Source organism: Paenibacillus dendritiformis, from assembly GCF_021654795.1.
Classification (GTDB): Bacteria; Bacillota; Bacilli; order Paenibacillales; family Paenibacillaceae; genus Paenibacillus_B.
The window spans coordinates 6,322,501-6,345,425 of the sequence record NZ_AP025344.1 but is presented as its reverse complement, the minus strand read 5'-3'; the positions used below and the strand labels follow the sequence as shown (position 1 = coordinate 6,345,425).

At 54.2% G+C, this 22,925-nt stretch carries 25 protein-coding genes, 2 rRNA genes and 1 riboswitch (1 of these 28 running past the window's edge); of the genes, 2 read left to right on the top strand and 25 right to left on the bottom strand.

The annotated features are described in order from the left end of the window. Positions 1-23: 23 nt before the first annotated feature. The 13 genes from glmU to L6439_RS28125 form a co-directional block, all read right to left on the bottom strand. Positions 24-1,418: a bifunctional UDP-N-acetylglucosamine diphosphorylase/glucosamine-1-phosphate N-acetyltransferase GlmU gene (gene glmU, locus L6439_RS28185; RefSeq protein WP_269155965.1), complete on the bottom strand. Its 1,395-nt coding sequence runs from the start codon at positions 1,416-1,418 to the stop codon at positions 24-26. A 123-nt stretch (positions 1,419-1,541) separates the two neighbouring features. Beyond that, entirely contained in the window at positions 1,542-1,826 is a 285-nt protein-coding gene (gene spoVG / locus L6439_RS28180; protein WP_005545528.1) for a septation regulator SpoVG, read from the bottom strand. A 137-nt stretch (positions 1,827-1,963) separates the two neighbouring features. Then, positions 1,964-2,347, bottom strand: coding sequence for a RidA family protein (locus L6439_RS28175; RefSeq protein WP_168180921.1), 384 nt, complete (start codon positions 2,345-2,347; stop codon positions 1,964-1,966). A gap of 36 nt (positions 2,348-2,383) precedes the next feature. Next, a complete protein-coding gene (purR, locus tag L6439_RS28170) occupies positions 2,384-3,217 on the bottom strand; it encodes a pur operon repressor (RefSeq protein WP_168180922.1) in 834 nt (277 codons plus the stop codon). A 151-nt stretch (positions 3,218-3,368) separates the two neighbouring features. After that, complete coding sequence (gene ispE / locus L6439_RS28165) at positions 3,369-4,238, bottom strand: 4-(cytidine 5'-diphospho)-2-C-methyl-D-erythritol kinase (protein ID WP_168180923.1); 870 nt, start codon at positions 4,236-4,238, stop codon at positions 3,369-3,371. A 148-nt stretch (positions 4,239-4,386) separates the two neighbouring features. Beyond that, on the bottom strand, positions 4,387-4,569 hold the full coding sequence (locus L6439_RS28160; protein WP_006285897.1) for an alpha/beta-type small acid-soluble spore protein: 183 nt from the start codon (positions 4,567-4,569) through the stop codon (positions 4,387-4,389). Between the two features lie 179 nt (positions 4,570-4,748). Then, positions 4,749-5,024, bottom strand: coding sequence for a biofilm formation stimulator Veg (veg, locus tag L6439_RS28155; protein WP_006678203.1), 276 nt, complete (start codon positions 5,022-5,024; stop codon positions 4,749-4,751). Between the two features lie 147 nt (positions 5,025-5,171). Further along, complete coding sequence (gene yabG / locus L6439_RS28150) at positions 5,172-6,065, bottom strand: sporulation peptidase YabG (RefSeq protein WP_168180925.1); 894 nt, start codon at positions 6,063-6,065, stop codon at positions 5,172-5,174. 53 nt (positions 6,066-6,118) lie between these two features. Next, positions 6,119-7,033, bottom strand: a complete 915-nt coding sequence (rsmA, locus tag L6439_RS28145) for a 16S rRNA (adenine(1518)-N(6)/adenine(1519)-N(6))-dimethyltransferase RsmA (protein ID WP_168180926.1) — start codon at positions 7,031-7,033, stop codon at positions 6,119-6,121. Further along, on the bottom strand, positions 7,014-7,616 hold the full coding sequence (rnmV, locus tag L6439_RS28140) for a ribonuclease M5 (protein WP_168180927.1): 603 nt from the start codon (positions 7,614-7,616) through the stop codon (positions 7,014-7,016). Before rnmV ends, rsmA begins: the two co-directional genes overlap by 20 nt. 118 nt (positions 7,617-7,734) lie before the next feature. After that, on the bottom strand, positions 7,735-8,847 hold the full coding sequence (locus L6439_RS28135) for a resuscitation-promoting factor (RefSeq protein ID WP_168180928.1): 1,113 nt from the start codon (positions 8,845-8,847) through the stop codon (positions 7,735-7,737). Positions 8,848-9,127: 280 nt separating this feature from the next. Beyond that, a riboswitch (cyclic di-AMP (ydaO/yuaA leader) is annotated at positions 9,128-9,332 on the bottom strand. A gap of 195 nt (positions 9,333-9,527) precedes the next feature. Next, a complete protein-coding gene (locus L6439_RS28130) occupies positions 9,528-10,295 on the bottom strand; it encodes a TatD family hydrolase (protein ID WP_168180929.1) in 768 nt (255 codons plus the stop codon). Between the two features lie 108 nt (positions 10,296-10,403). Continuing rightward, on the bottom strand, positions 10,404-11,690 hold the full coding sequence (locus L6439_RS28125; RefSeq protein ID WP_168180930.1) for an HD domain-containing protein: 1,287 nt from the start codon (positions 11,688-11,690) through the stop codon (positions 10,404-10,406). A gap of 372 nt (positions 11,691-12,062) precedes the next feature. Between L6439_RS28125 and L6439_RS28120 the strand changes: the two genes are divergently transcribed. Further along, positions 12,063-12,317, top strand: coding sequence for an AbrB/MazE/SpoVT family DNA-binding domain-containing protein (locus L6439_RS28120; RefSeq protein ID WP_005545514.1), 255 nt, complete (start codon positions 12,063-12,065; stop codon positions 12,315-12,317). Positions 12,318-12,561: 244 nt separating this feature from the next. On the opposite strand, the gene rsmI is transcribed toward L6439_RS28120, so the two are convergent. The 10 genes from rsmI to L6439_RS28070 form a co-directional block, all read right to left on the bottom strand. Next, positions 12,562-13,464, bottom strand: coding sequence for a 16S rRNA (cytidine(1402)-2'-O)-methyltransferase (rsmI, locus tag L6439_RS28115; protein ID WP_168180931.1), 903 nt, complete (start codon positions 13,462-13,464; stop codon positions 12,562-12,564). Next, positions 13,451-14,242: a tRNA1(Val) (adenine(37)-N6)-methyltransferase gene (locus L6439_RS28110; protein WP_168180932.1), complete on the bottom strand. Its 792-nt coding sequence runs from the start codon at positions 14,240-14,242 to the stop codon at positions 13,451-13,453. The genes rsmI and L6439_RS28110 overlap by 14 nt, the downstream gene beginning before the upstream one ends. 113 nt (positions 14,243-14,355) lie before the next feature. Then, entirely contained in the window at positions 14,356-14,745 is a 390-nt protein-coding gene (yabA, locus tag L6439_RS28105) for a DNA replication initiation control protein YabA (protein WP_168180933.1), read from the bottom strand. A gap of 33 nt (positions 14,746-14,778) precedes the next feature. Then, positions 14,779-15,579, bottom strand: a complete 801-nt coding sequence (locus L6439_RS28100) for a PSP1 domain-containing protein (protein ID WP_168180934.1) — start codon at positions 15,577-15,579, stop codon at positions 14,779-14,781. Next, positions 15,580-16,560, bottom strand: coding sequence for a DNA polymerase III subunit delta' (gene holB, locus L6439_RS28095; protein ID WP_213471546.1), 981 nt, complete (start codon positions 16,558-16,560; stop codon positions 15,580-15,582). Between the two features lie 31 nt (positions 16,561-16,591). Further along, complete coding sequence (locus L6439_RS28090; protein WP_168180936.1) at positions 16,592-17,035, bottom strand: YaaR family protein; 444 nt, start codon at positions 17,033-17,035, stop codon at positions 16,592-16,594. A gap of 67 nt (positions 17,036-17,102) precedes the next feature. Then, positions 17,103-17,432, bottom strand: coding sequence for a cyclic-di-AMP receptor (locus L6439_RS28085; RefSeq protein ID WP_168180937.1), 330 nt, complete (start codon positions 17,430-17,432; stop codon positions 17,103-17,105). A gap of 61 nt (positions 17,433-17,493) precedes the next feature. Then, the gene (tmk, locus tag L6439_RS28080; RefSeq protein ID WP_213471562.1) at positions 17,494-18,159 is read right to left on the bottom strand and encodes a dTMP kinase; all 666 of its coding nucleotides are present in this window, start codon (positions 18,157-18,159) and stop codon (positions 17,494-17,496) included. Continuing rightward, the gene (locus L6439_RS28075; RefSeq protein ID WP_213471545.1) at positions 18,152-19,729 is read right to left on the bottom strand and encodes an aminotransferase class I/II-fold pyridoxal phosphate-dependent enzyme; all 1,578 of its coding nucleotides are present in this window, start codon (positions 19,727-19,729) and stop codon (positions 18,152-18,154) included. Before L6439_RS28075 ends, tmk begins: the two co-directional genes overlap by 8 nt. Before the next feature lie 211 nt (positions 19,730-19,940). Further along, positions 19,941-20,123 (bottom strand): sigma factor G inhibitor Gin, encoded by a 183-nt coding sequence (locus tag L6439_RS28070; RefSeq protein ID WP_168180939.1) that lies wholly within the window; start codon positions 20,121-20,123, stop codon positions 19,941-19,943. 252 nt (positions 20,124-20,375) lie between these two features. On the opposite strand from L6439_RS28070, the gene L6439_RS28065 reads away from it, so the two are divergent. Beyond that, on the top strand, positions 20,376-20,897 hold the full coding sequence (locus L6439_RS28065) for a hypothetical protein (protein WP_213471544.1): 522 nt from the start codon (positions 20,376-20,378) through the stop codon (positions 20,895-20,897). 723 nt (positions 20,898-21,620) lie between these two features. Here L6439_RS28065 and rrf read toward each other — a convergent pair. After that, a 5S ribosomal RNA gene (gene rrf / locus L6439_RS28060) occupies positions 21,621-21,737 on the bottom strand. A gap of 59 nt (positions 21,738-21,796) precedes the next feature. Continuing rightward, positions 21,797-22,925, bottom strand: a 23S ribosomal RNA gene (locus tag L6439_RS28055); it runs 1,815 nt beyond the window's last position.

The window sequence follows — 22,925 nt, the reverse complement described above, 5'->3', positions numbered from 1 at the left end:
GGAGCTTAATGCAACTGTTATCATTAGGAGTTCCGCTCTTTTTTTGCCTTCGCGCGGGCGCGGATCTTGTCCGCGTACCCCGGCTTATTCGTCTGCCGCTCACGGGCAATGGCGAGATCGCCGGCAGGGATATCATGCGTAATGGTTGATCCGGCGACGACATACGCTCCATCGCCGACCTTGACCGGAGCGATCAGGTTGACGTTGCTGCCAATGAACGCGTCGTCTCCGATCTCGGTAACGGACTTATTATGTCCGTCATAGTTGACGGTAATCGCGCCGCAGCCAATATTGACATTCTTCCCTACCTTCGCATCCCCTATATAGCTTAAATGCGATACTTTGGCATGATCGTCCAGAGATGCATTCTTAATCTCTACGAAATCGCCGACCTTCACCTGCTCTCCCAGCTTGGCGCCGGGACGCAAGTACGCAAATGGACCGATGCTGCTGCCGCTGCCGACGGCCGCCTCCTGCAGGACCGATTGCTTGACGTGCACGCGATCGCCGATGACCGAATCGGCCACATCGCTGTTCGGGCCGATCACGCAATCTTCCCCGATGACCGTGCTGCCGCGCAGCACCGTGCCGGGCTCAATGACGGTATCCGCCCCAATCCGGACGCCCGCTTCGATATACGTATGCGCCGGATCGATAATCGTTACGCCATTCACCATATGGCGCTTGTTGATCCGTTCCCGCATCAGCCGCTCGGCCTCGGCGAGAGCGCAGCGATCATTGACGCCAATGGACTCGGCTTCGTCCGCCGTACAATACGCTTGCACGATTTCCCCTTGCGATTTCAAAATACCGATAACGTCGGTCAAATAATATTCCTGCTGAGCATTATGGTTCGTAATTTGCTCCAATGCGGCGAACAGCTTCTTATTGTCGAAGCAATACGTTCCCGTATTAATTTCCCGGATGCGCTGTTCTTCCGGCGTGCAGTCCTTCTGCTCAACAATTTTCATGACCGAACCGTCTGTTCCGCGGACCACGCGGCCGTATCCGGCCGGCTGATCCAGTTCAGCCGTCAAAATCGTTGCCGACGCTTGTGCGCCTTCATGAAGCTCCATGAGCTGCGCCAGCGTCTCGGAAGTGACTAGCGGAGTGTCGCCGCAAATGACGAGCGTCGTTCCCTTCTCCCCGTCCAGAAGCGCCTTGGCTTGCTTCACGGCATGTCCTGTCCCAAGCTGCTCGGCTTGGAGCGCGAACTCTGCCCGTTCGCCCAGATAGCTTTGAACCGCTTCGGCGCCATGCCCCACAATGACAACGGTGCGTTCGCAGCGCACCTGCTCCACCGCATCGAGTACATGGCCCACCATCGGTTTGCCGCACACCGGATGAAGCACTTTATAGAGCTTAGACTTCATGCGTTTGCCTTGTCCGGCGGCAAGCACAATGGCTATTCTTTTCAAAGTGTCCAACCTCCTGCTCTCCCTTTGATTCCATAGAAGAATATATCTCATTATGAACAAAAAGAAAAGAGAGCCCCCTATGATTGGCTCTCTTTCTTTGCAACCCCATAATTACCCAGACGCTTACGCGCCTTCTTCAATAACTTCCTCTTCCGTTGCCGCACGCTCGTATTCAGCCAGTACCGCAGCTTGAATTTTCTCGCGTGTTGCAGATGAAATCGGATGCGCAATATCGCGGAATTCGCCGTCCGGCGTCCGTTTGCTTGGCATGGCAACGAACATGCCGTTGTTACCATCGATAACGCGAATGTCGTGAACGACAAACTCATTGTCGATCGTAATGGAAGCGATTGCTTTCATTCTCCCCTCTGTGTTGACGCGGCGGAGTCTTACATCAGTAATTTGCACGTGTGTTCACCACCTTTTTCCATCAAGACTTGGTGTATAATTCCACACGCGCAACAAAAATCCTTCTTATTTTTGCCACAAAAAGCGCTTTTTTTTGAAATTTTTAACGCTCTTTAACGGTTTCGACATGCTTCGATCTATATCGTAGCGATCAGTTCGATTTCGACAAGCACATCTTTGGGAAGCCGCGCCACTTCTACGGTGGAGCGAGCCGGCTTATGGGATCCGAAATAAGCTTCGTAAATCCCGTTGATTTGAGCGAATTGATTCATATCCTTGAGGAACACGGTCGCCTTGAGCACCTTGTCCAAAGAAGTTCCTGCCTCCTCCAGCACGGCCTTCAGATTGCGGAATACTTGATGGGTCTGCTCCTCAATACCGCCCTCGACGAGCTGGCCCTCCGCAGTCAACGGTATTTGACCGGAGGTAAATACAAGCTCGCCCCATCGCACCGCTTGGGAATAGGGACCGATCGCCGCAGGAGCCTCATTCGTCGCTACAGGAACTATTTTTTCAGACATGGCGTTTCCTCCTTTTCATCCTGAACCTCTGATGCCTTATTTCATTCCATCGAAATAATTGCCTGGCTGAACAACAAGCTGGCGGCCGCCTGGGTCCTTCGTTCCAACCCGGACCAAGGACACATAATCATGCAGCAGCCGTTCTTCCTTCGGCACGTCTTCGGATTCGACCAGGACCCCGACTCCGGCCACCATCGCATTGAACTCATGCAGCAGCTCGATCATGCCGTGAACCGTTCCGCCCGCGCGCATGAAATCATCCACGATCAAAACGCGCGATCGCTCCTTCAGCGCCCGCCGGGCCAGGGTCATGGTATGAATGCTCTTATGCGAACCGGATACGTAATTGATGCTGACAGCCGATCCTTCCGTGACGACATGGTCCCGGCGCACCAGCACCACCGGCAGATTGAGATGCGCCGCCGTTGCGTAGGCGATAGGAATCCCCTTCGTCTCTACCGTCATGACGACGTCGATCTCCCGCCCTGCGAATGCGGAAGCGAACATGCGTCCGATATCATTCATGAGCGCCGGTTGGCCGAGTATATCGGTGATGTAGAAATAACCGCCGGGCAGTACGCGATCAGGCTGCTCCATGACGGTGCATAATTCCTCGATGACCGGAAGAGCCTTGTCTGGACCGCACTTCGGCATGAACTTCACGCCTCCGGCCGCTCCGGCAAGGGTTAGCAGTTCCCCCGTCCCTTCCTCTTCGAGCACTTCCTTGATAATCGCGAGATCTTCGCTGATGGACGACTTGGCCGCACCATAGCGTTCAGCGAAGGTCGTGAGTGGAATGAGCGTATGAGGCTTCGTCATCAAGTATTGCGTCATTTCAACCAAGCGGGCGCTGCGCTTCATTTTTTTCATCGTGACTCCTCACTCACAAAAACCGAATATTATAATGTAAATATTACATGAATGTACGTCCATTATCAACAATTTCTCAATATGTCAAGGCGCTGGGCCGCATGGCGTGAAGCGGGCACCCGCTCATGCACTCGCAGGCCGCCCCTAAGCGTCAGCTCCCCTGTCGCGAACCGAGCAGGCGGACCGCATAGACTTCCTTGCAGAAGCCTCTCAATCCGTTATAAATTCTCGCTATCTTCGACTCTCTCGAGACAAGGCCGAATACGGTTGGCCCGCTGCCGGACATCAGGACGCCGTCGGCGCCAAGCTTCACCATCGCGTCCTTCAGCTGCTGCACCTCCGGATACAGAGGCAGGGTCACGTCCTCCAGCACATTCCCGAGCGAGCGGCATACCCCATAGAAGTCATGCCCGTCGATGGCCTGTACCATAGCGGCCAATGAGGGATGTTCCTTAATTCTATCGGCGCGCAAGCGGCCGTAAATATCCGCGGTGGACACATTGATCGGCGGCTTGGCCAGAATAACCCAACACTGCGGCGGATTGGCTATCGGCTGCAGCCGCTCTCCTCTCCCGCTCGCAATGGCCGTACCTCCGGTGACGCAGAAGGGAACGTCCGAGCCGAGCTCCGCCCCGAGCGCTTGCAGTTCCTCATCCGGGATGCCGAGGCGCCACAGCCGGTTCAGACCCCGCAAGGCCGCCGCCGCGTCGCTGCTGCCCCCCGCCAATCCGGCGGCGACGGGGATTTTTTTATCCAGGTGAATATATACGCCCTGCTTCACTTCATACCGTTCCTTAATCAGCTTCGCCGCCTGGAACGCCAGGTTCTTCTCATCCAGCGGAATGAAGCCGGCCTGGCTGGAAATGATAATGGTGTCGCGCGGCAGTTCCTCCATCTCGAGACGATCCGCCAAATCGACCATCGTCATGACCATCTCTACTTCGTGGTAACCGTCGCTGCGTTTTCTCAGCACATCCAGCAGCAAATTGATTTTGGCCGGCGCTTTCTCGTATACCTTCACTCACGTTCACCCTTCTTTATCCTACGGATCGCTTAGGTTATTATAACAGACTCTAATGGCCAAGTCATTCACGACAGCCGGAGCCTGCGCCCCAACAAAAAAACGAGCAGGTGAAGTGCGCCTGCTCGCTAGGAATGAAGAGGAAGGATCATGATTTCTTGGCTGCCGCTTGCTCGGCAAGTTGAATGGCACGCTTGACCATATCCCCGGCGTCCTTGGCACGAATGGCACCCCACCCGTACTCCTGAACGGTGTCATAGAAGCCCAGGTCTTTGGCCAGCTCCGTCTTCAACTCCTCGGACATGAAGCCGCTGCGTCTTCTCCGGCCCATCGCCATACCTCCTCGCAAGAACCCTTCCGGATTCATGGGTATTGTGCAATTCGCCGCATGCTCCCGCGCACGCGGTATGTCTATAATGTGGGTCGTTCTCCGCACCGTTATTCGTTCCGCGGCGATCCGAAATATGGAATAACAAAAAGGCAGCCCCGAAGGACTGCCATCCAGTTCGCTTAGCCGCGAACATATTCAATCTTCATCTCGCCGTTCTCGGCGCATACGGTTACTTCGACCGTATCGGTTAATATATCTGCATAGCTGTAGGATACACGCTTGAACGCGTTCTGATCCTGGTCCAACTTGACAATAAATACAGAAGGGTAGGTCTCTTCTAACACGCCCGTGCGTTCGATTGTCTTACGACGGCCTCCATTCGCACGAAGCATAATCTTCTGCCCTACATGAGCTTCAAGACAGCGTCGAATTTCAAACAGCGCGTTTCTCGCCATTTCAGCCACCACCTCTTTCCTTGTCCATTATAAACAATTCCAGAGGTTTTGTCAAATTAACAAATAATTATAACAACAAGTTTAAATTAATGTCAATGTGTTTTTTTGCCCAAATGGTATAACATATGATGAAAATTCGTTTTTTATTCAAATAACGGACGGTGTAACCTTCAAAGTCGATAAATCCTTCCATTTCGGCATGCCGATCCGGTAGCTTCCTCTCGTCTCAATCCCGCCGACCCCATCGATTCCCGACATCGTATGAGGCGAAATCTCCGCGATCTTCACCGTGTCTTTGACCGGGGTGTAGGAGGCCCTGACCGCTACATAGACCGGATCAAGCGCGTGAATCATAATCCGCCCGGGTGAGCTGGCGAAGTTGGCCCCCGCCTGAAGCAGCGCTTCAAAATGGGATTGGCATGCACCCGCCACAATCGTCATCAGATCGAGATGGCGTTCGAACTGCCTGGCAATGTGAACGGCATTGACGAAGTTCTGGGAGTTTTTGTAGCTTTGCAGATTGTAGAGATCGCGCTGCTTCAGCTGCTTGAGAACGCCGTCATGGCCTGTCAGCACGACGATGTCGGGCTGGACCACCGGCAGCAGCCGGTACAACGCGTCTGCCATATTCGCTTCGGTCACGTAATGACCCTCCGCAGGCACCCGCAGCTGACGATAGATCGCCATGCTTTTCTGCAAATAATTCGGATCTCCGTCCAAGTGTAACACCTTGCCGGGCATTTCGAAATAAGCCGATGAATGGACCGGGTCAGCCATTGAGATTTCGGCCTGCTGCCGTTCCGTCTGTCTCCTGTTCTTCTCCTCGAGCGCTTCCACCGACTGCAGCATCTTGATATGAGCTTGGCGTGTCCGCCGCTTCACGGTCGACTCAGGCACTCTCACCAGATCATGAACCGGCGAGTCGGCGATGAGGCGGTAATCCGTGCCCTTGATGATTGCCTCGTCTCGATGGACCGTCTCCACACGGAACGTAATATCGCCGCCATAGGACTTGCGTACAACCAAATCTCCTTGCTTCATAGGATCGATCACCTCTCTTCGACCATCCTATGGGCAGATGCATCATTTGGTGATCATTGTTTTGGCGATGCGGCATCCTTCCCGTCCTTGAACCGCTCATGAAGCACATTGCTGAACCGGGCAAATTCTTGCAGCGACAGTGTCTCTCCACGGCGGTTCGGATCGATATCGGCATCCGCGAACGCCTGGCTCAGCAGATCCGTTCCCAATGCCGTGGCGTATTTGGCCTTCATATTGTTCCACAGGGTCTTTCTCCGCTGAGCGAAGGCCCCCTGGATGACCTCGAACAGGAGCGCTTCGTCCCTCGCCTCTACCGGCGGCTGCTCGCGGATGCGCAGCTTGATGACGGCCGACTCCACATTCGGCTGCGGAATAAATACGGAGGGAGGCACGGTGCATACCAGCTGCGGCTCGCTGAAGTATTGGACCGCCGCGCTCAAGCTCCCGTAATCCTTCGTTCCGGGTTGGGCCGCCATCCGTTCGGCCACCTCCTTCTGAATCATGACGACGATATTTTTGAGCGGGAGCCGTTCCTCCAGCAGCTTCATCAAAATCGGGGTCGTCACGTAGTAAGGCAGATTCGCTACGACGCTGACCTTGTCCATGGCGTGGAACTGTTCCCGGAATAACTCGCCCAGATCGACCTTAAGCACGTCTCCGTGAACCACCCGCACATTCGGATAGGGCTCCAGCACTTCGCCCAGAATCGGAATCAGGCGCTGATCGATCTCCACTGCCGCCACTTGACCCGCCTGCTGAGCCAGCTGCTCCGTCAAGGCTCCAATTCCCGGCCCGATTTCCAACGCGCCTGTCCTGCTGTCGAGTTCGGCTGCGTCGACGATACGCCGCATAATATTCATATCGACCAAAAAATTTTGGCCTAGGCTCTTCTTAAATGCAAATCCGTGCTTGCGCACAATCTCCTTCGTCCTCGATGGCGTTGCGATATCAATCGAAGGCTTGTTCATTCTGTCGTTCTCCTTCCGTACCCGTTACGATATGTGCAGAAGCCTCCTGCTCGTCCAGTCTGGCCAGCGCCGTCTCGAATTCCGCCCGGCCGATCTGGAACATGCGGCATCGCTTCAGCAGCTGCTTCGCATTGCAATATCCGATGCCGAGAATCTCCCCCAGCCGGTTCCGGCGTTCCGCCGCTCCCGTCTGGATGGTGAGGCCCGCTTCCACCAAATCGGCCCACTCAAGCTCTGCATCGGCCTGCGGCATCTCGGTCCTGACTTGGGCCAGCGCCGCCCGAATCGCCTCCGGGGAGGCGTTCTCCACGCCAAGATCCCCCTTGGCTATCGCTTCATGCCGCGGCAAGAAGGCGTGCTTGCAGCCAGGGATCCGCTCCGTGATCTTCTTCCGAATCCGTTCCCCGGCATGATCCGGATCGGTAAATATGATGACTCCCCGCCGTTCCTGCGCCAGGGCGATGCGCCGTATCGTCATCTCGCTGACGGCCGAGCCTCCCGTCTCGATCGTATCGGCTTCCACGGCCCGCTGGATGGCTACGGTATCATCTTTCCCTTCCACTACAATCACTTCTCGAATCACAACTGCTGCTCCTCTCCGTTCCCGCTGCGCCTCTATGTAAAAACACAAAAGAAGAGGGAATTCCCTCTTCTTAGAATGACATAAAACGTTGTATCTTACTATATGTTATAACGCCGCCCTAATTCAATTCCGGCTTCACCGGACCGATAACGTACACCGTGTATCCGTGCTTGCGGCCGAATTTGCGGACGGTGCTGCTGCTGTCGAAGTAGACATCAATGATGTTCCCCTTGACTGCGCCGCCGGTATCTTCGGCGCGGCGGAATCCGATGCCTTCAATGTACACCCACCAGCCGAGCGGTATGACATCCGGATCGACGGCGATGGTGCGGCCTTCGGAGACGATGGCCCCGGATGCCGTCTTCGAGCCTGCAGAGCCCTCCTGTTCGGTATAGGCGGTCAGCTCTACGTTTTTGAGCACTTTTTTATAGTTGAAATCAAGGCTTCCGTTCGACAGGTTCCCCCCGCTGGCGGACAGTACGGCGACTTCCGGCTCTTTTTTGGTGCCGTAAGCAACGATTTGGTTCACTTGTTTCGTCTTTACCTTTTTGTCCACCATTTTGGAATACACGAGCTTGCCGTCCTCGTATACCTTCTCGATCTTCTGGATCACCAGGCCTTCCTGGCCTTTTTGCACCGTCTTCGTCTTGCCCTTCGCCAAGCTCGGATCGGCTTTCTTTACTGTCCGGAACGGAACCTTTACTTTTCGCTCCTCGACATTTTTGCGGACATCGATAATCCGGATGTCCATATTTTCCGATACGGCGGTCTCTTTCTTAGGGATGACCTTATCCTCCGCTTTGACGGGTATATTCAATGCGATCAATGCTTCATTCACTGATTTCTTTGTGGTGTAGTGCGTCGCTTTCTTGCCGGCCATCACGATATTGACCGGCTTGGCGCGCTCGATGATGACCCGATCACCATCGGCGATTTCCGAATCCAACGGCTTCGATACCACATCATGGGCCCCAACGGCTATCGCGTGCTCATCCAAAACATCGCGCAGCATCGATTCCCGGGTTACCAAAGCTTCTTCCCGTCCATCCACATAGACGGACAGGGTCTTCTTGGACGCGCTGTACTGAAATAATACGGCTATCAAGGTAATTACAACCGCCATAACGATGATGACAGAGACGATACGAACATTTTCATGCTTCCATCGCATTGCGAGCGACATGCTGGATGATCGGGGTTCATGGGTTTCGTCTTGAACGAGCTGTCCCACTTCTCGGTCCTCCTTACATAGTCCCGCCGTCGAGTGTTACGCATGATTTCTGGCTGACGCGACTATTTGAAGAATGTTTACGAAGCAACCTTGCGGTTCCTCCGCACCAACACCAGTAACGGTTGTTCCTCACCTCCTGTTTCTTACACCTATGACGTCTTTCTTTTCTTTATTCAAAAAAAGAAGATTTCAAGAAAAAACAAAAGAAGCCTAGTGCAAGAGGCGACTCTTTCATGGCTTCTCATTGAAACCCAAACGTCATCAGTCAAGGACGCACGAGGACCCCTCTCTCCGTACGCTGACGAGGTTAGCTGTCGGGTTCGGGCTGCGAGAGTCGCCCTGTCGCTGCGAACCGGCTCATGGCTCGGCTGCACCGAATTCACCCCAAGGAATCAATCCACGCGTTCAGCCAGGCTATAGATGCCGGCCAACACGCCATTTGGTTCCCCCGCTCTCCACTCAAGGAGATTAAGCGATACTGGTTGGTTGGAACAATATTCAAGTTTTCGTTTCGAACATCTGTGAGAAATCATATCGTGTTTGTAATCACCTTGTAAAGACAGTATCAATTCCGTTTTAAGCGAAAAAGGGTTAAAAAAAAGTAACAATTTCGCATTTTCATAATGGAATCCACTTATTTGGTGGCCTACATCTTTATTTCATCGGTTTTTCATCGCTTTTCATTGTATGTCAAAACATGTCAAAGCATTTTCAGTCGTCATTCTGCAAATTTCTTCAAATTCCATTCCTTTCAATTCAGCCGCCGCTTCAGCAACGAGACGAACATATGCGGACTCATTCCGCTTTCCTCGAAATGGATGCGGCGTTAAATATGGGGAGTCCGTCTCGACCAGCAGGCGGTCATTCGGGATACGGACAAGCACTTCCTTCGGCTGCTTGGCATTCTTGAACGTAATCGGCCCTCCAAATGAGATATAAAACCCCATGTCAAGGCACATTTTAGCCGTCTCCCAGCTTCCGGAGAACGAGTGCATGATGCCGCCGACCTCGCTGGCCTTCTCCTCGCGCAAAATCCGGACGACATCCTCATGTGCCTCGCGGTTATGAATTATAATCGGCAGCTTCAACTCGCGGGCAAGCCCGATTTGTTCCCGGAACACGCGCTGCTGCACATCCTTGGGGGAAGTGTCCCAATGGTAGTCAAGCCCGATCTCCCCGATGGCAACTACCTTCTCATGCTGTGTCAGATCGGCAATCCACTGCATGTCCTCGGGCTTCATCGTGATGGCATCGGTGGGATGCCAGCCCACAGCCGCGTATATAAACTCGTATTTCTCCGCCAAGGCCATCGTCGTCGGAATCGTCTCCCGGTTGAACCCGACGTTTACCATTTTCGTGACTCCCTGCTCATAGGCTCGGGCGATGATCTCCTCCCGGTCGGCGTCAAAGGCTTCATTATCTAAATGGGTGTGCGTATCAAATAGCATTGAAGTCACTCCTTCATAATGATGTATGCTTGTCTTCCCGAATGAATATCCGGCTTGCTGCCGTTCGGGTTCGCTCCCCGCCCTCTTAGATGAAGGGAAAAGCGGTTGTTATCCGGTCTCCCCCGACAGGAACAGCTGCCTCACATCGGCCGGCAGCGCATGCTGAACGGCTTCCAGCTTGTCCTTCGGAAAGTAAATATAATGCTTCCCTCTCCGGATGCCGCTAATCGAGCGGACGATATCCGATTTCTTCGACAGCTCCATGACGCGGCCATACGGATCGAGCAGCAAAATATGCTGCTGCGTCGGTTCATCCCCTACCCGGTACACATCGTACGGATTGTCCGATGGGGAGTCGAACATCAAGTCATACTCCGGATCGAGTCCCGCTTCCGCCCAGACTTGGGACAGGCGGCGCTCCGTCGCTTTATCCAATTGGTCCGTTTCAATATATTTGTATAGTTTACGCTCCATGAACCGCTCGCACAAGTCGGCCAACCGCTCGTCCTTCTCCAGGCGCCATTGCATGAACGTCGTCTGCACCAGAGCTTCATCCAGCTGCAAATAATCCGCGGTTCCGATCGTTCCCTCGAACAGCGAAGTAAGCGGCGGCAAAAAGAACTGAAACGCAAAGCCTTCCCGGTACAGCTCCGCCGCGCGCTTGAAAATATGACGCAGCAGCATCTCGGAGCTGCGGGTCACCGGATGGAAATAGACCTGCCAATACATCTCATACCGGGAGAGCAAGTAATGCTCCACCGCATGCATGCCGCTCTCCTTCACGACGATCCGATCCTTATGCGGGCGGAGAAGCCTTAATATGCGATCGAGATCGAAGGTGCCGTAATTGACGCCGGTGAAATAGGCATCCCGCAGCAAATAATCCATCCGATCGGCATCGAGCGGTCCGGATACAAGATTGACGACAATGGGAGAGACGTATGATTTGCGAATGACGGATGCGACCTTCTCCGGAAATCCGGTATCGATCCTGGCCAATACGCGGTGGATCTCGGTATCTTCCAATATAATACGGCAAGTCCAGTCCTCGTGGAACATGCCGAACGCCTCTTCTATCGAGTGGGAGAACGGCCCGTGCCCCACATCATGCAGGAGGGCGGCGCACAGAGCGAGCAGCCCTTCTTCTTCGGGCCAGTCCGCATAACGGTTCCGTTCGAATTGAGAAATGATTCGGCGGGTAATCTCATAGACGCCGAGCGAATGGGAGAAGCGGCTGTGCTCCGCCCCATGGAACGTAAAATAGGAAGTCCCCAACTGGCGGATACGACGCAGCCGTTGAAATTCGCTCGTATTGATCAGATCCCAGATTGTCCGATCTTGGACATGCACATAATTATGAACCGGATCCTTGAACACTTTTTCTTCTTGCAGCATCATCATTCCCTCCTTGGTCTCCTGTGACGGGTTCAGCGCTGATAAGGCTTCGGCATAACAATCCACTATAAAATGACATCCGTTCCATTTCGACATCGTTTTCACATTTGGCCAAGTTGTCGAAATTGGGCGGATGCGTCGTACCCGATTGCCATCAGGTAACATATAATACCACTAAAGCGTAAAAACGGGAATAGATACGTTAAAATCAGTTAAAAATCAGATAAAAAATTAATAAAAACCATAAATTAGCATAAAAATTATCCATTTTATAGGTTGACTAATATGGGAATGGTTGGTACGATAATAAACAGTCAATCAGAAAATTGTCGAATCATGACACATTATGTAATTAAGAGGAGAGCGTTGAATATGATGAAGTCCACTGGTATCGTTCGCAAAGTTGATGAACTGGGTCGTGTCGTTATTCCAATCGAGCTTCGCCGCACCTTGGGCATTGGTGAAAAAGATGCGCTGGAGATTTACGTGGATGGAGAGCGCATCATGCTCAAAAAATATGAGCCTGCCTGCATCTTCTGCGGCAATGCAGAGAACGTTACATACTTCAAAGGAAAAATTGTTTGCCACGAATGTATATCTGAAATCCCTCAACCTGTGACAAAATAAAAAAAATAGGTTATAATAGCACTAATCAACTTGTTAATTCTAACCTTTTTCATATCTTCCTTGGTGCCTTCATGGTTTAGAACCCGACCATGAAGGTCTTTTTTTTGCCTTGGAGAGGATGTTCCGAAGGCCTACAGACCCGGTTGCCGGCTTGCGCCGACGTGCAGCCGCAGGTAACCATGCCTTAAGGCCCCGGCTTCGGGACCCTCCTGCCCGGCTCATGCGGATGAGCCGGAATCACCAATTAGTCTTCTTCCCGTTTATCCTGCAGCAGCGCTTCATAGATATCCCGCTTCGAGATGCCTCTGTCTTTGGCTGCCTGCTTCATGGCCTCTTTTCGGGCGCTCCCCTGATCCTCATAATGCGCCACATGCTCCTGCTCGCTCAGCCCGCTCCACCAGACGGCGTCCGCCCCTGCTCCCGGCGCGCTGGCGCCGCCTTCCACGACGATGCAATACTCTCCGATCGGAGGCTTCTCCTTAAGAAAGGCCAGACAATCCACAATCGTCCCGCGTACGAAATGTTCGTACCGCTTCGTCAGCTCGCGCGCCAACGCGGCGCGACGTCCGGAACCGAATGCTTCGGCCATCCGTTCCAGCGTCTTCTCTACCCGATGCGGCGATTCATAGAACAGCATGGTGCCTGCCTCACCCGCCAAGGAGGCCAGGATGTCGGCGGCCCGCTTTTTCTCCCGAGGCAGGAACCCGACGAAGGTGAACCGGTCCGTCGGCAGCCCGGAAGCGATTAGCGCGGACAGCGCCGCATTCGGACCGGGGATCGGGATAACCGGCAGCCCCGCTTCGATCGCCATCGCGGCCAGATCGGCGCCCGGGTCGGATATAGCCGGAAGCCCGGCGTCGCTCACAAGGGCGATACGCTTTCCTTCCTGCATCAAGCGGGTCAGTTCCGGTCCGCTGGCCTGCTTATTATGCTCATGATAGCTGTATAACGTCTTACCCTGAATCTCGAAGTGGCTGAGCAGCTTTCGCGTCTCGCGCGTATCCTCTGCCGCGATGATATCCGCTTCCCGGAGCATTCTCACGGCCCGATACGTTATATCCTCCAGATTGCCAATCGGAGTGCCCACGAGATACAGGCATCCCCCTTCATCTTTCCCCTCATAGCTGAATTGCTCATTGATCTCCATATGACCCATCCTTCAACTGCGGCGACTTGCCGTAATAGATATCCATCAGTTCCTGGCAATACGTATTTCCTTCATTATAAACGATTAACGGCGGGAGAATACGCACGTCCGGCTTGCCGTCGCGCACGGCTTCAATGAGCGCCATATTCGCTTCCGTTCCGATGCGCGGATGGACAAGGCGAATGCGCTTCGGCTCGACCCGGTAAGCCCGCATCAAGGCGATGATATCGCCCAGCCGGGAGGCGCGGTGCACCATCGCCAGCTTGCCGCCCGTTCGCAGCCAGCGGGCCGACCGGGCGATTACGTCCTCCAGCGTGCATGCCAGCTCATGGCGGGCCAGGGCCTGATGCTCGCTCAGCTTCGGTTCTCCGGCCTGCAGCGGCATATAGGGAGGATTCACGGTAATCAGCTCATAGAACGGACGGTCCGGATCCGGTTCGAACTCCTTCAGATCCCCCTCGTGAATTCGGATGCGCTCCTCGAGGCCGTTCAGGGCGACGCTCCGCCGGGCCATGTCCGCCAAGCGGGGCTGAATCTCCAGCCCTTCGATCGCGGCTCTGGTGCGTGTCGACAGAAGCAGCGGAATGACCCCGTTGCCGGTGCATAGATCCATAATCCGGCCCTTGGCTGGCACGGTGGCGAAGCGTGCCAACAGAACGGCATCCATCGAAAAGCTGAATACCTCCGGGCTCTGAATGATGCGAAGCTCATGAGTCAACAGATCATCAAGCCGTTCCGAAGGCTGCAGGATGACGCTTTCCTTACCGTGTGTCTTCATTCTATATCGGTAACTCCTTCCTGTTTCTTGTGCTTAGGGGCTTATCGATGCAGCCTGGAGTATGAAGAAAAGCCGTAGGCAGGAATTCGATTCCCCATTACCTACGGCTCTCGTTATTTATTTAGGAAGGAGAGACAGAACAAGCAGTCGCCTTCCGTTCGTAAATGCCCATAATAGACGTTGCAAATATGAAAGCCTTCATGATACAGCCGCGCTAAGTTGTCGTATCCTTCGCCCACCACATTTTCCTGCTCTTCCCCTTCGGCGTTCCGGGCATCCGCTGCGGGCGCCGATGCTCCTTCCGCTTCGACGAGGGATTCCGGCTGCTGATCCTGATGCTCCTGATGGAGCAATTGGCGCAGCCGCTGGTTCTCCATACGAAGGCGTTGATTCTCTTCGAGCAGCTCCTTGACGACGTATTTCAGCGCACCCAGCTCTTGATGAAGGTCTCCCATATGCGTTTCCATATCATGAATTTGCGCAAAAATGTCTTTCTTCTCCAAGTTCCCACCCCAGAGCGTGAAAAGTACGCTTCATTATTTCACTACGACGTCGTCAAAAGGAAACTCCTTCACTTTGTTGATATCCGCCAATTGAACGTGAACCTTGCGTTCACCGGCATTCAGGCCGACGACCTTGCCTTCGCCGATCGACGTGACTACCCATTTCCCTACCGCCGGAAGTTCTTCCTTGACGCTCTCATAATTATCATGTTCGTATTTCAAGCAGCACATGAGCCGGCCGCACAGACCGGAAATTTTGGTAGGATTCAACGATAAATTCTGATCTTTGGCCATCTTGATCGAGACCGGCTCGAAGTCGCCGAGCCAGGATGAACAGCACAGGACGCGGCCGCATGGGCCGATGCCGCCGAGCATCTTCGCCTCATCCCGTACCCCAATCTGCCGCAGCTCAATCCGGGTCCGGAAGACGCTCGCCAGGTCTTTGACCAGTTCACGGAAATCGACGCGTCCTTCGGCCGTAAAATAGAAAATAATTTTGTTCCGATCAAATGTATATTCGACATCAACCAGCTTCATCTTCAACTGATGAGCCCGTATCTTGTCCATGCAAGTCGTAAAGGCATCCTTCGCCGCCTGCCGGTTCGAATCCACCAGCGTAGCGTCAGCCTCGTTGGCAATGCGGATGACCTTCTTCAAGGGAAGTACGACATCATTCTCGCCGACCATCTTCGGGCCGATGACGACTTTGCCGTATTCGATTCCCCGCGCCGTCTCGACGATAACGTGCTCATCCCGCTGAACCGGCCATTCCACCGGATCGAAGTAATATATTTTGCCCGCTCGCTTGAAGCGGACGCCGACCACGTTATACAATCATGTACCTCCTTGCACTCCAACCAGAAACTGTTCAAATGCAAGCTGCGGACTGACATTGGCGCGTACCCGCTTCTGCGCTTCTGCTGCCGCGGCCATGCATCGGATCCATCCCTGCGCCGATTTCGACCAGGCTATTCTGCCTATTGCATCCAGCTGATCGCAAAAGACGAGGTTCTCCTGTCGGTTGAATTGATAATTCAGCATATCACGAAACCAGAGGTGGAACAGACGGAACAACATGTCCGTATGTTCTCCAAGCTCGGTCTTGAACACCTTCTGTTGTGCCATAAGAAGTGCGGATGACAACCGTGTCCCACACTCCTTTCCTAATTGTAACATTACGTTTCTCAGTTCTGCAAACCAATTCTGCTGGCACAGTTCCCTGCCTTCCCCTATTCCGTTGACGAGATGAACGGCCGCCCGGGCGAGCAAGGCAGAGCAGCCCTCCTCGACCAATGCATTATAGATGATTTGGGGATCCGGCGGGGTAAAAGGCACCCATTGCGAGCGCGATTGAATCGTGGGCAGCATGGCTTGTCCATTGTCCGTGATCAGGATCGCGACGATCGGGCTCATCGGTTCTTCCAAAAATTTGAGCAGGCTGTTGGCCGCCTGCACGGTCATCGTCTCCGCCTGCTCCATAATATACACTTTCCGGCCTTCCGCCTGTGTGCGGTAGGCGAACTCCCGTTGGAGCTCCCGCACCTGATCGATTTTGATGCTCTGGCCTTCGGGTGAAATCACATGCACATCCGGGTGGTTGCCATGCTCGATCTTGCGGCATGACAAGCATTCGCCGCAGGCGTCATCCGTTGCGTTCTCGCAGAAAAGCGCCTTCGTGAAGGTGAGCGCCGTCTGCAGCCGCCCCGTTCCCTTCGGCCCGCTGAACAAATAGGCATGCGAGACTTTACCCGAACGCAGACCGTTCTGCAGTAGGGTCTTTGCCCTTTCCTGTCCGATTATTTGTTGAAACGACATCGCTTGTAAGTCCTTCCATTCCTGAACGCTGTCAAAAGCTCAAATTGATCAGCATACCGCGGATCTCTCCAACCTTTTGCAGCAATTCGATTTTGCCTTGTTCCGTCTCCAGCAGCTCCTCCGCCAGAGCAATCAACGCGGCATCAATCTCCTCGACCAGCTTGTAACGCTTATTGCGGCCTCGGCGATCCCATCCGCGCGAGTCGCGCAGCGTGATGCCCCGGCGGACCGTATCTTCCAGGAACCGCTTCACCATATTCCGGTATTGCCGGAGTTCTCTGACGGTCATCGACTTCGCCAGCCGTTCTCCTTGACGATAAATATCCTGCAGGCGCTGCTGCAACTCATCCCTGCTCGCTTGGCCATCCTGCTGCTGCATTATATCCGCAAATGATTTCTGCTGAACGGGCTTCGCCACCGTATCCCCTATGCGCATATCTTGGCCGAGGGGCCGGAACCCTGGATTTATCTTCACTTGTTATCCACCTGCATTCTATCATGCTCTAAATTGAGTGTTCAAAGCGGACTTTTCTATACGATTATTAAAATTGTTCGAACCGATCAACAGGCATTACAAAGACAGTCGCACCGCCAACCTGCACTTCCACCGGAAGCGGCATATAGGAATCCGTCGTTCCGCTAAGCGGGGTAACCGGCGTCACCAATTGGTCGCGCACCTTGCAATTGTTACGGATGACGTTCAGAACCGTGCTGACTTGATCATCGCTGACACCGATCATGAAGGTCGTATTGCCTGCCCGCAGAAATCCTCCCGTACTGGCCAGCTTGGTGGCCCGGAAATTCGCTTTCACTAACGCGCTGGACAACCGGTTGCTGTCTTTGTCCTGAACAATGGCCACAATCATCTTCATGCCTATCATCCTCCTTTGATTGGTTGAACTCATTTTACCCTAGAATTAAGAATATGGTTATTTATTTACACATGCGGGGCCCGAAATCCTGCGTTCTTCCGGATAAAATGTCGATTATTTGCTCCTGAAGCGCCTCTTCCGTCTGCGAGGCATCGACGCGCACGATTCGCTCGGGGTATTGGCGGGCAAGCCGTTCATAGCCTTCCCGGACCGCCTGGTGGAATGCCAGCTGCTCCGTATCCAGCCGGTTCACTTCGCGGGAGCGGTTCGCTCGGATGCGCTCCAGCCCCGCCTCCGGGTCAATGTCGAACCAGATCGTAATATCCGGCATTGTATGATGCACGGCGAACCGGTTAATATCCCATACCTCTTCCATACCTATACCCCGTGCATAGCCCTGGTAAGCAAGACTGCTGTCGACGAACCGGTCGCACAGCACGATCGCTCCCCGCCGGAGCGCGGGCTCCACGCGCTCCACCAGATGCTGACGGCGGGCCGCCGCATAGAGCAGCGCCTCCGTTCGCGGATCCATGCCGACATGCGCCGGATCGAGAATGACGCTGCGAATCTGCTCGGAGATCGCGATGCCGCCCGGCTCACGCGTGACGACAACGTCAAGCCCGCGGTTCTCCAGATGGAGCGCCAGCTTGCGCATCGCCGTCGTCTTCCCGGCTCCTTCCCCTCCTTCCATCGTAATGAACCAGCCTGGCCACTCGCTTCTATTCATACTGCTCATCCTGCGTCTCCTCTTCCGTGCCGTTAATCTCGTTCGCCATAATTTGTATCGTCCGGAGCGTCGGATCTCCGGCTCCGTGGCATTTCGCCCCGGCTTCCGCCAGACGCTCAAGCTGCCGGACCACCGCCTCCGTCACGCGCTCGCCGCGGTAGAGCAGCGGTATGCCTGGCGGATAGGGAGTTACCGTCTCGGCCGTAATCGCGCCGACCGCTTCGCTAACCGGTATCCGCACCGTCTTCGCCCGTGTCGCTTCATACAGCGAGAACGGCACGGGCTCCGATACGGCGGCCTCGGCGGCATCCTCGACCATGTCATTCGCCCGCATCGTAGTATATGTCGGCGCATCGCCAATGGTCACCGCCACCGCTTCCAGAGCCTCAGCCAGCCTTTCCGCATCGGCCATCGACGTGCTCAGGCTGAGCGCGGCCACCACGTACCGCGGGTCGGCCATCTCGGCCACGCAGCCATGGGCGGACAGCTTGTCCAGCAGCTCGTAGCCGCTGAGGCGGTCATTCCGATCCCGGAGGACGATTTTAAAGGGATCTTGATAATGATGGGCAGCCGAGCTGTCCGGTAACGGCACCAGCTCGAACGCCGGCATCGCCCCGATTCGTTCTCTCAGCCAACGTGCCGCCTCCAGCCCAGGCTCCAAGGCGCCTGCCCCATGCTGCTCCAGCCAGTAGCGGCTCAAATCGAGCGAAGCCATCAATGGATACGAAGGGCTGGAGCTCTGCAGCATCGTTAACACCTGCTTCAGCCTGTCCCGGTCGAGGAGGGGCCCCTGCACATGCAGCATGGCGCTCATCGTCATCCCGCCCAGCATCTTATGCGTCGACTGGACGACCCCGTCCGCTCCCATCGACAGGGAAGAAGGGGGGACGGCCGGGTGAAATCCGAAATGCGCCCCATGCGCCTCGTCCACCAGCAAAGGAATGCCGTGATCATGGGCAAGGCGGGCCATCTCCCTTATATCGGCACCCATCCCATAATAATTAGGGTTCGTGATCATGACCGCCTTGGCCTGCGGATAGCGGCTCAACGCCTCGCGTACCGTCTCCGCTTCCGGGACGGCCGCCAATCCGGTCGCCGGATCAGTCCGCGGCGTCAGGAACACCGCCGTCGCCCCCGCCAGCATCAGTCCATGCAAAATGGATTTATGGACATTGCGCTGCACAATGATAAGATCGCCCGGCCGGGTACAGCTGCTCAGGAGAAGCGCCATATTGCCCGCCGTGCTTCCGCCTATCAGAAAATGCGTCTCCTCTGCCCCGAAGCAGCGCGCCGCCAGACGCTGGGCTTCCGCGATCGGGCCGGTCGGGTGGTGCAGATCGTCCGTCCCCTCGACCTCGGTCGTATCCATGGCGAGCAGAGAGGCCATGCTGCACAGCAGTTCCTTGCCCGGGTGCGGCCATTCGTTCGCCATCCGGCGGTACAGGGCGCCATCCTTATGACCCGGAACATGGAAGGAGGCCGAACGCCGTTCCATATAGTCAAGCATCGCGCCAACCAATGGCGCCTGCTGATGAATGTGACGTGAAAAGGATTCTTCTCCGTTATACACTCTGAAGTCTGCCCCTTCTAAAAAGTTGTTCAAAAAGGTCCGCTTATAATCGCTTCGGGTTCCTAGAACCTTCGATTGCCAATAGCCCGCCTTTTTCGAACACTTATTTCTTGTTCCTTCATTGTATCGCAAATCGGGCAGAGCTTCATCATTCCTCTGGGGAAACGGCAAAAAAGAGCCCAAAAAGGTCCAGGCTCTTTTGTTTGCTGCCTTATACATTCATGTGCACCCACAATTGTTTTAACCGATGAATAAAAAAAGGATATTTTCGGTCCTGAACGTCGGTCCTTACCATTTCTTGTTCGCAGGAAGTGCAAATGAATTGATTGACAACCACGATGCCGTCTTCCGTTGCTTCACCGCAAATGATGCAGTGGGGCTCCTGATGTTCCATGGCCATCCCACCTTCTATAATTTTATGGTTAGTATGCCCCGAATTCTATAAAGCTATACCAGTTTCATAGTTCATTTCACATATTTATATATACGTATGAGGAAGGGCCGCATTTGGTGTATGTACGGTCTGTACCTCTTTTTCGGCTTCCTTTCTGCAGCAGATCTGAACTCCCTTCTACATTTTCATAGATCAAATTCCGATATATATCATATTCCTCAATTCGTGACGCAACCAAAAGGAGGAGCTTTCTTGAGCCGTAGTGAGCGCACCTTTTACAATTACCAGCTCCTAAAGCGGATTCGGTTCCATCGGGTATTTATGTACATGTATCTGCTGTTCGGCGCGGCCGCGCTGGCGGCCTCGATAGGAATGAGCGGTCTATGGGGAGTCGCCTACATCGGGACTTCGTGGATCGTTATCGTCTGGATTCATTATGTAATCGCGCGTTCTATCTTCGTGATGGATCGGTATACATTCAAAAAGCGATGGATATGGAGGTTCCATCTTCCCTGGATCGGCTTCCTGCCGCAGGATCAACAATTCATCAGTCTCCGGTACTGGAGAAAAATACTATGGCATACGACGCTCATTTCTTTTCTTGTCCTGCTGGTGCTTATGCCCTGGCTTCCTCTCGGCCTGACCCTGCAGCTGCTGTTCTGGCATCTGTGGGCGATCGCGCCGCGCCTGTACGCCACTATCGCTGCCCAATCGGCTAGCAAGGATGGACTTATCAAGCTGCCGTCCGGAGAGATGACCGTCTATAAAGCATAATATATGAAAAACACCCGCTGTGGGTGTTTTTTTGTTTGGGTAAGATGCTGATACCTCGCCGAACTGCCTGATTTCTTGGACACGATTTTTTCGAAAACGAAATCCTCAGAAATGGCCAGAATTCGATTTCACGATTTCATCAAAAATTCGATTTCACGACTTCATCAAATTGAAATCCTGCAAAAGTGCAGCAATTCGGAATGCACGACTTCACCAAAAAGGGAATCCTGCAAAAGTGCAGGATTTTTTTCCTTTTTGCTTCAATCGGGTGCAATTGCGAGCAAAATGATGTAGATTTGCAGGATCTCCACTGCATATGGGCTCATTGTGCCAAAATTCCTGTAAAATTGCAGCAATTCCCTCTACACGCTCCGTCCCCACGCTCAGCCCCAGAGAGCAACGCAAACTCCTCGATGCGATAGTCCCTCTGGATGCGATCCTGTCTGAGGATGGGCTTATGCCTCACGGTACAATGACGCTTCTGGATGGGGTACGTCTCCAAGGTGCGATGATGTCCCCGGATGGGGTACGTTCAAAGATGCGATGACGCCTCTGGATGGGGGATGGGATACGCCTCCAAGATGCAATCACGCCTCTGGACGGGATACGTCTCCAAGATGCGCTTCCCCCTCCAAGGATGCCATGCCCTGTCCGTTCCCCGCGTTCCCTGACTTCCTCCGAATATAGAAAAAAACCACCGACAGAAGTCAGTGGTCTTTGTCTGCTTGGCAGCGTCCTACTCTCCCAGGACCCTGCGGTCCAAGTACCATCGGCGCTGGAGGGCTTAACGGTCGTGTTCGGGATGGGTACGCGTGGAACCCCTCCGCTATCGCCACCAAACAGATAAGGTTTGTACCTTAAAAACTGAATGCGAAAGCAAATCATCAAATCATCTTCGTTAGGATAAGCCCTCGACCGATTAGTATTGGTCAGCTCCATGCATTGCTGCACTTCCACCTCCAACCTATCTACCTCGTCGTCTTCAAGGGGTCTTACCAATGTGGGAAATCTCATCTTGAGGGGGGCTTCACGCTTAGATGCTTTCAGCGCTTATCCCTTCCGTACTTGGCTACCCAGCTATGCCTCTGGCGAGACAACTGGTACACCAGCGGTACGTCCATCCCGGTCCTCTCGTACTAAGGACAGCTCCTCTCAAATTTCCTGCGCCCGCGACAGATAGGGACCGAACTGTCTCACGACGTTCTGAACCCAGCTCGCGTACCGCTTTAATGGGCGAACAGCCCAACCCTTGGGACCTACTTCAGCCCCAGGATGCGATGAGCCGACATCGAGGTGCCAAACCTCCCCGTCGATGTGGACTCTTGGGGGAGATAAGCCTGTTATCCCCAGGGTAGCTTTTATCCGTTGAGCGATGGCCCTTCCATGCGGTACCACCGGATCACTAAGCCCGACTTTCGTCCCTGCTCGACTTGTAGGTCTCGCAGTCAAGCTCCCTTCTGCCTTTGCACTCTTCGAATGATTTCCAACCATTCTGAGGGAACCTTGGGGCGCCTCCGTTACTCTTTAGGAGGCGACCGCCCCAGTCAAACTGCCCGCCTGACACTGTCCCCGAACCGGCTTCACGGTCCCAGGTTAGAACTCCGATACGATCAGGGTGGTATCCCAACGGCGCCTCCACCGAAGCTGGCGCTCCGGCTTCTAAGGCTCCCACCTATCCTGTACAGACCGTACCAAAGTCCAATATCAAGCTGCAGTAAAGCTCCATGGGGTCTTTCCGTCTTGTCGCGGGTAACCTGCATCTTCACAGGTATTAAAATTTCACCGGATCTCTCGTTGAGACAGCGCCCAAGTCGTTACGCCATTCGTGCGGGTCAGAATTTACCTGACAAGGAATTTCGCTACCTTAGGACCGTTATAGTTACGGCCGCCGTTTACTGGGGCTTCGGTTCATAGCTTCGCCTTGCGGCTAACCACTCCCCTTAACCTTCCAGCACCGGGCAGGCGTCAGCCCGTATACTTCGCCTTACGGCTTCGCACAGACCTGTGTTTTTGCTAAACAGTCGCTCG

Excerpts from the sequence above, each read along its gene's own strand:
- L6439_RS28070 (WP_168180939.1), bottom strand. The coding sequence starts at position 20,123 with ATGGAACATCAGGAGCCCCACTGCATCATTTGCGGTGAAGCAACGGAA.
- L6439_RS28160 (WP_006285897.1), bottom strand. The coding sequence starts at position 4,569 with ATGGGCCGGAGAAGACGCAGCGGCTTCATGTCCGAGGAGTTGAAGACG.
- holB (WP_213471546.1), bottom strand. The coding sequence starts at position 16,560 with ATGTCGTTTCAACAAATAATCGGACAGGAAAGGGCAAAGACCCTACTG.
- L6439_RS28125 (WP_168180930.1), bottom strand. The coding sequence starts at position 11,690 with ATGCTGCAAGAAGAAAAAGTGTTCAAGGATCCGGTTCATAATTATGTG.
- rsmA (WP_168180926.1), bottom strand. The coding sequence starts at position 7,033 with ATGAACAAGCCTTCGATTGATATCGCAACGCCATCGAGGACGAAGGAG.
- purR (WP_168180922.1), bottom strand. The coding sequence starts at position 3,217 with ATGAAAAAAATGAAGCGCAGCGCCCGCTTGGTTGAAATGACGCAATAC.
- L6439_RS28085 (WP_168180937.1), bottom strand. The coding sequence starts at position 17,432 with ATGAAGATGATTGTGGCCATTGTTCAGGACAAAGACAGCAACCGGTTG.
- veg (WP_006678203.1), bottom strand. The coding sequence starts at position 5,024 with ATGGCGAGAAACGCGCTGTTTGAAATTCGACGCTGTCTTGAAGCTCAT.
- L6439_RS28175 (WP_168180921.1), bottom strand. The coding sequence starts at position 2,347 with ATGTCTGAAAAAATAGTTCCTGTAGCGACGAATGAGGCTCCTGCGGCG.
- L6439_RS28120 (WP_005545514.1), top strand. The coding sequence starts at position 12,063 with ATGATGAAGTCCACTGGTATCGTTCGCAAAGTTGATGAACTGGGTCGT.
- yabG (WP_168180925.1), bottom strand. The coding sequence starts at position 6,065 with ATGAAGCAAGGAGATTTGGTTGTACGCAAGTCCTATGGCGGCGATATT.
- L6439_RS28110 (WP_168180932.1), bottom strand. The coding sequence starts at position 14,242 with ATGAAGACACACGGTAAGGAAAGCGTCATCCTGCAGCCTTCGGAACGG.
- L6439_RS28130 (WP_168180929.1), bottom strand. The coding sequence starts at position 10,295 with ATGCTATTTGATACGCACACCCATTTAGATAATGAAGCCTTTGACGCC.
- tmk (WP_213471562.1), bottom strand. The coding sequence starts at position 18,159 with ATGAATAGAAGCGAGTGGCCAGGCTGGTTCATTACGATGGAAGGAGGG.
- rsmI (WP_168180931.1), bottom strand. The coding sequence starts at position 13,464 with ATGGAGATCAATGAGCAATTCAGCTATGAGGGGAAAGATGAAGGGGGA.